Origin of the sequence: Flavobacterium sp., assembly GCF_044368625.1 — a bacterium.
GTDB lineage: Bacteria > Bacteroidota > Bacteroidia > Flavobacteriales > Flavobacteriaceae > Flavobacterium.
Genome location: NZ_JBIPPD010000197.1, coordinates 1 through 6087, shown reverse-complemented (window position 1 = coordinate 6087; position 6087 = coordinate 1). Strand labels below are relative to the sequence as shown.

Here is a 6087-nt window from a genome sequence, read left to right as displayed (position 1 = left end):
AAACCATCTCAATTCGAGAAGTCGTTTCTTCTGAATTTCCATCAAAATAAACAATTGCTTTAATACTAATGTAACCTAATTTTTGGTTGTTCCAATTGTATTCCAAAGCAACGTTGTCCTTCTTAGTTCCTACTTTTTTATCATTTACAAAGTAAACAATACTGTCTATTTCTTTGTTTTCAGTATTGTCAATCTGCAGTTTCAATACATCATTTACGGTATATTGCGACTTTAATTGGCTTTGATTAAAGCTAAATGAATTTGTTTCGTTTTTTTTTGAGCCGTTGCAAGCTGCAAAAACTCCTGCTAAAATTATGAAGCCGAATAACTTATGTTTTTTCATGATTTGATTTAAATTTTAAACAATATACAAACTTAATGAATATACCAATTTGCATTTGCAAAAATATAAAAAGATTGTATATTTGCACCGGCAAGTCCTACACGACCAGCTCCTGCAGAATCCCCCAGGGTGGGAACGCAGCAAGGGTATGTGGTTGAGCGGTGCGATGTAGGTAGCTTGCCATTTTTTTTTTAATAATTATATCTTCCAAATGGAAGATTTTTTTATTTTTGGGCGATTTGAATGTGCAACTATATCCAGCTCTTCATTGCAAGTCCTCATCTCAAAAGCTGTTTTTCCTAGCCTTAAAAGCAGCTTGTCCCGAAGTTTCGGGAGTCGCTCTTTTGAGACTGGAAAATTTGGCATTTGAAATTCCGGGTTTTCCATTTTTTCCGAAGCTTCGGGACTGGGCTGCGACAATATATAAGTTTCCATTTCAGTTTTATCATCAAATCTAGTATCTATGGCAAAAGTTATTTTAATTACAGGCGGATCTTCAGGAATAGGCAAAGCAGTAGGAACATTTTTGCACCAAAAAGGTTTTACCGTTTATGGAACCAGTCGAAATCCAGATCGAGTAACGGATATGCTATTTCCGCTATTGCAGTTGGATGTTCGAAATCCAGAAAGTATAAAGTCGGCCGTTGCTGAAATAATTGAAAAATCGGGTAGAGTAGATGTGGTGATTAATAATGCGGGTGTTGGAATTACAGGGCCTTTAGAAGAAATTCCGACCCAAGAAATAAAAAACAATTTTGAAACCAACCTTTTTGGACCAATCGAAGTAATGAAAGCCGTTTTACCTCAAATGCGGTTACAAAAATCGGGTTTAATAATCAATATTACATCCATTGCTGGATATATGGGTTTGCCGTATCGTAGCGTTTATTCGGCTTCCAAAGGGGCTTTAGAACTAATCACTGAGGCAGTTCGAATGGAGGTAAAATCATTTGGCATCAACATTACGAACGTCGCTCCAGGTGATTTTGCTACAAATATAGCTTCCGGTCGTTTTCACGCACCATTAATCAAAGGTTCTGACTATGAAAAAACGTACGGAAAGACTTTAGAGTTGATGGACGAACACGTTTCGCACGGAAATAATCCACTCGAAATGGCTGAAGCGATTTTTGCCATTATTGAAACACCTTCACCTAAAATTCATTACAAAGTGGGTTCGTTTTTGCAAAAATTTTCCATTGTATTAAAACGAATTTTATCGGACAAGCAGTACGAGAAAATGTTAATGAACCACTACAAACTGTGATTTTCTTTTTTCTTTCGGCTGTACATAACGATAATGACTATGAAATGAGGAAAAGTGACTGAAGCTAAGAATGAAAAAAACAATGCATCAAAAAAAATAAGATCTTTGGACACATAATACAATACACTTATTCCTAATAAAGATACGATCCAATACCAAAAAGCGGCTTTAAAATATTTTTTGAAATTAGTAAAATTATAGGAGCCGTATAAAAATGTAATTTGATCGTAAATGGATGGAATACTGTGCCAAAAAATAAAGTAGATTGCGAATCCCAAAATAAGACTGGCTACTTTGAAAATCACACAGAGTAAAATAATGTACAAGCTTTGTTCAATAACTTTTTCTGTAAGGTCATTTTGTGATTTTATAATGAGTAGCGAAGTGAGTATATATATTAAGGTAGAAATTAAAAGTACAGTTTGAAAATAGTTACTATAAATTTGTACCGACGTAATTTTAAAAATTATCTTTTCGACCTCCACTTCATTAAAATAAAACAACGCACTTAAAATAAGCAGTCCATAACTGAACTGAAAAAATCCACTTTTCAAGCGGCTTATCTTTTTGAGTAGTTGTTGCCAGTTTTGTTCCCCAAAATGATAGGCACTGACGACTATAAAAAGCAAAAGCGCCAATACAGGCATTTTCATAAAAAGAATTACAGTAACCAAAATTAAAATAAGATAGGCTGCAAGAATTTTTAGAAATGGAATGCGGGAATTTTGTTCAATTTTGTCAATCAATTTCAAATCGTTGGCACCATGTAGTATTCCAAAACTAAAAATTAGTCCTAAACCTACTACCGTTTGGTAGCCAGCCGTTAAAAAAGAAGTCAACCAAAGCCCCAAAAAGCTTAGCAATATTGCGTATTTCTGAATTCCAGTCATTGAAAATTATTTTTTGTTTAATATTTTTATAAAAAAAGTGAACAAAATGTTTTTTAATTCGTTCAAAGTTTTGTAAATTTACTTAAACAAATTAATAAATCTTAATTATATGTCAAATTTTATGTTTATTACCGCAAATGTAGCAAGATTGCTACCAGATGATTATGTAGGGTTTACTTTTTTCGTAGGAAGTATGGCCATGATGGCAGCTTCGGCGTTCTTCTTTTTGTCGCTCAACCAGTTTGATAAAAAGTGGCGAACGTCTGTACTTGTTTCTGGTTTAATTACTTTTATTGCTGCTGTGCATTATTTTTACATGCGGGATTATTGGGAAGCGTTTCAAGAATCACCAACATTTTTCCGATACGTGGACTGGGTGTTGACTGTGCCGTTGATGTGCCTTGAATTCTATTTAATTCTAAAGGTGGCTGGAGCCAAACAAAGTTTGTTGTGGAAAATGATTTTCTATTCAATCATTATGTTGGTTACGGGGTATTTAGGCGAAACCGTTTTTAGCGATCAAGCAGCGTTTTGGGGATTAATTTCTGGACTTGCTTATTTCTTGATCGTTTACGAAATTTGGTTGGGAGAAGCTTCTAAATTAGCAAAAACAGCTGGAGGAGCCATTTTAGCCTCACACAAAATTTTGTGTTGGTTCGTATTGGTAGGTTGGGCTATTTATCCATTAGGATACATGTTAGGAACCGACGGTTGGTACACATCAATTCTTGGGAAAGGAAGTGTGGATGTAGCATACAACATCGCCGATGCGATTAACAAAATTGGATTCGGTCTGGTTATTTATACCTTAGCAGTTAAATCAACTTCTGCAGTAAAAGAATAAACTGTCTTAAATAGTAGACAAAAAACCGTTTCAAAATATTGAAGCGGTTTTTTGTTTTAAAAAAAATCATGCAGTTCAGTATTGATTTCTTACTTTTGCAAAGCATTAAAAAATTTAAATAAATAAAAAAAGCGACATGAAGTTTTTTATCGACACAGCCAATCTAGGTCAAATTAAAGAGGCACAATCATTGGGCATTTTGGACGGCGTTACCACCAATCCATCATTGATGGCAAAAGAGGGAATCACAGGAAAAAACAGCATACTAAAGCATTATGTTGATATATGTAATCTCGTAGATGGCGAAGTAAGTGCCGAAGTGAACGCTGTAGATTATGAGGGTATGATTAGAGAAGGTGAGGAATTGGCAGAATTACACGAACGGATTGTGGTAAAATTACCAATGACTAAAGAAGGAATCAGAGCTTGTAAATATTTTTCGGACCGCGAAATTAAAACCAATATGACTTTAGTGTTCTCAGCGGGACAAGCATTATTGGCGGCAAAAGCAGGTGCGACGTTTGTTTCACCTTTTATCGGTAGATTGGACGATGTTTCTACAGATGGCTTAAATTTGATTCAAGAAATCCGAGAAATTTATGACAATTATGGATACGAAACGCAAATACTTGCAGCTTCTGTCCGTCATTCCATGCACATTATCAATTGTGCAAAAATTGGTGCAGATGTAATGACAGGGCCACTTTCAGCTATTTTAGGATTGGTAAAACATCCTTTGACTGATAGCGGTTTGGCTCAATTTATTGCGGATTTTGAAAAGGGAAACAAATAGAATTTTAGTTTTTAAGCAAAAAAAAATGCGATTTCTAAGTTGAGAAATCGCATTTTTTGCTTTATGAATGGAATTTTATTTCAGTATGGTTTGTTTTCGATCCGGACCCACCGAAACAATTTTAATCGGAATTTCCAATTCATCTTCAATAAATTGGATGTATGCTTTTAATTCTGATGGAAGTTCATCGTAGGTGGCCATTCCTGTCAAATCAGCTTTCCAACCTTTGAATGATTTATAGATTGGAGTTACATTTTCTGCTTCAATATTATAAGGTAAGTGTGCAATTTCGGCTCCTTTGTAATTGTAAGCTGTAGCCACGTTTAAAGTATCAAAACCAGAAAGAACGTCGCCTTTCATCATCATCAATTGCGTAACACCATTGACTTGAACTGCGTATTTCAAAGCTACTAAATCCAACCAACCGCAACGTCTTTGTCTTCCTGTAACAGAGCCAAATTCGTTTCCTACACGAGCCATTGTGGCGCCAACTTCATCAAAAAGTTCCGTAGGGAAGGGGCCACTTCCTACACGAGTAGTGTATGCTTTGAAAATTCCATATACTTCGCCAATTTGGTTTGGAGCAATTCCTAAACCTGTACAAGCTCCTGCTGCAGTGGTATTTGATGATGTTACAAATGGATACGTACCAAAATCAACATCCAGTAAAGAACCTTGAGCGCCTTCTGCTAAAATAGATTTTCCTGCTTTTTGGGCTTGGTACAAATATTCTTCGCTGTCAATAAAAGTTAGTTTCTTTAAATCTTCAATTGCTTCAAAAAACTCTTTTTCTAGTTCGGCCAGATTGTACTGAATATTGACGTCGTAAAATTTAATCATTGCTTCGTGCTTGTCGGCCAATGCACGGTAACGATCTTTAAAATCTTCGAGTTCAATATCGCCCACACGGATTCCGTTTCTACCGGTTTTGTCCATATAAGTAGGTCCAATTCCTTTTAAAGTAGAACCAATTTTGGCTTTCCCTTTTGACGCTTCTGAAGCGGCGTCAAGTAGGCGGTGGGTGGGTAAAATTAAATGTGCTTTTCGAGAGATTATTAATTTATTTACTATGTCTATATTGAATTTGGCTAAACCTTCAATTTCCTTTTGAAAAACAACTGGATCGATTACAACACCATTGCCAATTACATTAATTGATTTTTCGTGAAATATTCCTGATGGAATCGTTCTTAAAACGTGTTTGATTCCGTCAAATTCAAGGGTGTGTCCAGCGTTAGGACCTCCTTGAAATCGTGCAATAATGTCGTATTTTGAAGTAAGAACATCGACAATTTTTCCTTTGCCTTCGTCGCCCCACTGCAATCCTAATAGTAAATCTACGGTCATTGTATATGTGTTAGTTGTTTGTTTTTAAAGTTGAAGTGATGCAATTATTCGTTTGGTAAAACAATTGCAGGTTGATTTTTTTCTGCATAAAAGTAGAGCGAGTGATTAATGACTTTGATGTTAAAAATCTCTTCAATCGTTTTTTTTATGGTTTGAATTCTTGGATCGCAAAACTCAATTACCTCACCGGTATCAGTCATAATGATATGATCGTGCTGTTTATCAAAATACGATTTTTCGTAATGCGCTTGATTTTGACCAAACTGGTGTTTCCGTACCAAAGCACAATCTAAAAGTAGCTCAATGGTGTTGTACAAAGTAGCGCGACTTACACGATAGTTTTTATTTTTCATTTTGATGTATAAATTTTCTATATCAAAATGTTCTTCGCTATCGTATATTTCTTGTAAAATCGCGTAACGCTCGGGCGTTTTACGGTGTCCTTTATTTTCAAGATATTTTGTAAAAACATTTTTTACAATTTCTTGATTGCTGCTGTTGTCTAATGAAATAAGTGTCATATCGTGCAAAGGTAAGGAATTTGTTTTAATGTTTAAAATGGAAGTAGTATGCCTTATTTTATCTACAGAGAATAGTAGTAGA

7 protein-coding genes, 1 other RNA gene and 1 pseudogene are annotated in these 6087 nt (G+C 35.2%); 4 read left to right on the top strand and 5 right to left on the bottom strand.

The genetic code is table 11. The features are described from left to right. Positions 1-343 (bottom strand): annotated as a pseudogene (locus tag ACIQ2X_RS12805) (glutaminyl-peptide cyclotransferase); the annotation flags it as partial. Between the two features lie 88 nt (positions 344-431). On the opposite strand from ACIQ2X_RS12805, the gene ffs reads away from it, so the two are divergent. Beyond that, positions 432-529: signal recognition particle sRNA small type (gene ffs, locus ACIQ2X_RS12800), an RNA gene on the top strand. A gap of 12 nt (positions 530-541) precedes the next feature. Here ffs and ACIQ2X_RS12795 read toward each other — a convergent pair. Further along, on the bottom strand, positions 542-730 hold the full coding sequence (locus ACIQ2X_RS12795) for a hypothetical protein (protein ID WP_396179311.1): 189 nt from the start codon (positions 728-730) through the stop codon (positions 542-544). 76 nt (positions 731-806) lie between these two features. On the opposite strand from ACIQ2X_RS12795, the gene ACIQ2X_RS12790 reads away from it, so the two are divergent. Beyond that, positions 807-1610: an SDR family oxidoreductase gene (locus ACIQ2X_RS12790; RefSeq protein WP_396179310.1), complete on the top strand. Its 804-nt coding sequence runs from the start codon at positions 807-809 to the stop codon at positions 1608-1610. Here the strand turns inward: ACIQ2X_RS12790 and ACIQ2X_RS12785 are convergent. Next, on the bottom strand, positions 1598-2500 hold the full coding sequence (locus tag ACIQ2X_RS12785; RefSeq protein WP_396179309.1) for a Brp/Blh family beta-carotene 15,15'-dioxygenase: 903 nt from the start codon (positions 2498-2500) through the stop codon (positions 1598-1600). The genes ACIQ2X_RS12790 and ACIQ2X_RS12785 overlap by 13 nt on opposite strands. A gap of 109 nt (positions 2501-2609) precedes the next feature. On the opposite strand from ACIQ2X_RS12785, the gene ACIQ2X_RS12780 reads away from it, so the two are divergent. Beyond that, positions 2610-3344, top strand: coding sequence for a bacteriorhodopsin-like (locus ACIQ2X_RS12780; RefSeq protein ID WP_396179308.1), 735 nt, complete (start codon positions 2610-2612; stop codon positions 3342-3344). Positions 3345-3480: 136 nt separating this feature from the next. Continuing rightward, a complete protein-coding gene (gene fsa / locus ACIQ2X_RS12775) occupies positions 3481-4137 on the top strand; it encodes a fructose-6-phosphate aldolase (RefSeq protein WP_396179307.1) in 657 nt (218 codons plus the stop codon). Between the two features lie 75 nt (positions 4138-4212). Here fsa and ACIQ2X_RS12770 read toward each other — a convergent pair whose 3' ends face one another. Beyond that, the gene (locus ACIQ2X_RS12770) at positions 4213-5484 is read right to left on the bottom strand and encodes an adenylosuccinate synthase (protein ID WP_396179306.1); all 1272 of its coding nucleotides are present in this window, start codon (positions 5482-5484) and stop codon (positions 4213-4215) included. A gap of 44 nt (positions 5485-5528) precedes the next feature. Next, the gene (locus ACIQ2X_RS12765; protein WP_396179312.1) at positions 5529-6005 is read right to left on the bottom strand and encodes a Fur family transcriptional regulator; all 477 of its coding nucleotides are present in this window, start codon (positions 6003-6005) and stop codon (positions 5529-5531) included. Between the last annotated feature and the right edge of the window lie 82 nt (positions 6006-6087).

Bases quoted from the DNA above. Each gene is read 5' to 3' on its own strand.
- ACIQ2X_RS12795 (WP_396179311.1), bottom strand. From the start codon at position 730: ATGGAAAACCCGGAATTTCAAATGCCAAATTTTCCAGTCTCAAAAGAG.
- ACIQ2X_RS12790 (WP_396179310.1), top strand. From the start codon at position 807: ATGGCAAAAGTTATTTTAATTACAGGCGGATCTTCAGGAATAGGCAAA.
- ACIQ2X_RS12785 (WP_396179309.1), bottom strand. From the start codon at position 2,500: ATGACTGGAATTCAGAAATACGCAATATTGCTAAGCTTTTTGGGGCTT.
- ACIQ2X_RS12780 (WP_396179308.1), top strand. From the start codon at position 2,610: ATGTCAAATTTTATGTTTATTACCGCAAATGTAGCAAGATTGCTACCA.
- fsa (WP_396179307.1), top strand. From the start codon at position 3,481: ATGAAGTTTTTTATCGACACAGCCAATCTAGGTCAAATTAAAGAGGCA.
- ACIQ2X_RS12770 (WP_396179306.1), bottom strand. From the start codon at position 5,484: ATGACCGTAGATTTACTATTAGGATTGCAGTGGGGCGACGAAGGCAAA.
- ACIQ2X_RS12765 (WP_396179312.1), bottom strand. From the start codon at position 6,005: ATGACACTTATTTCATTAGACAACAGCAGCAATCAAGAAATTGTAAAA.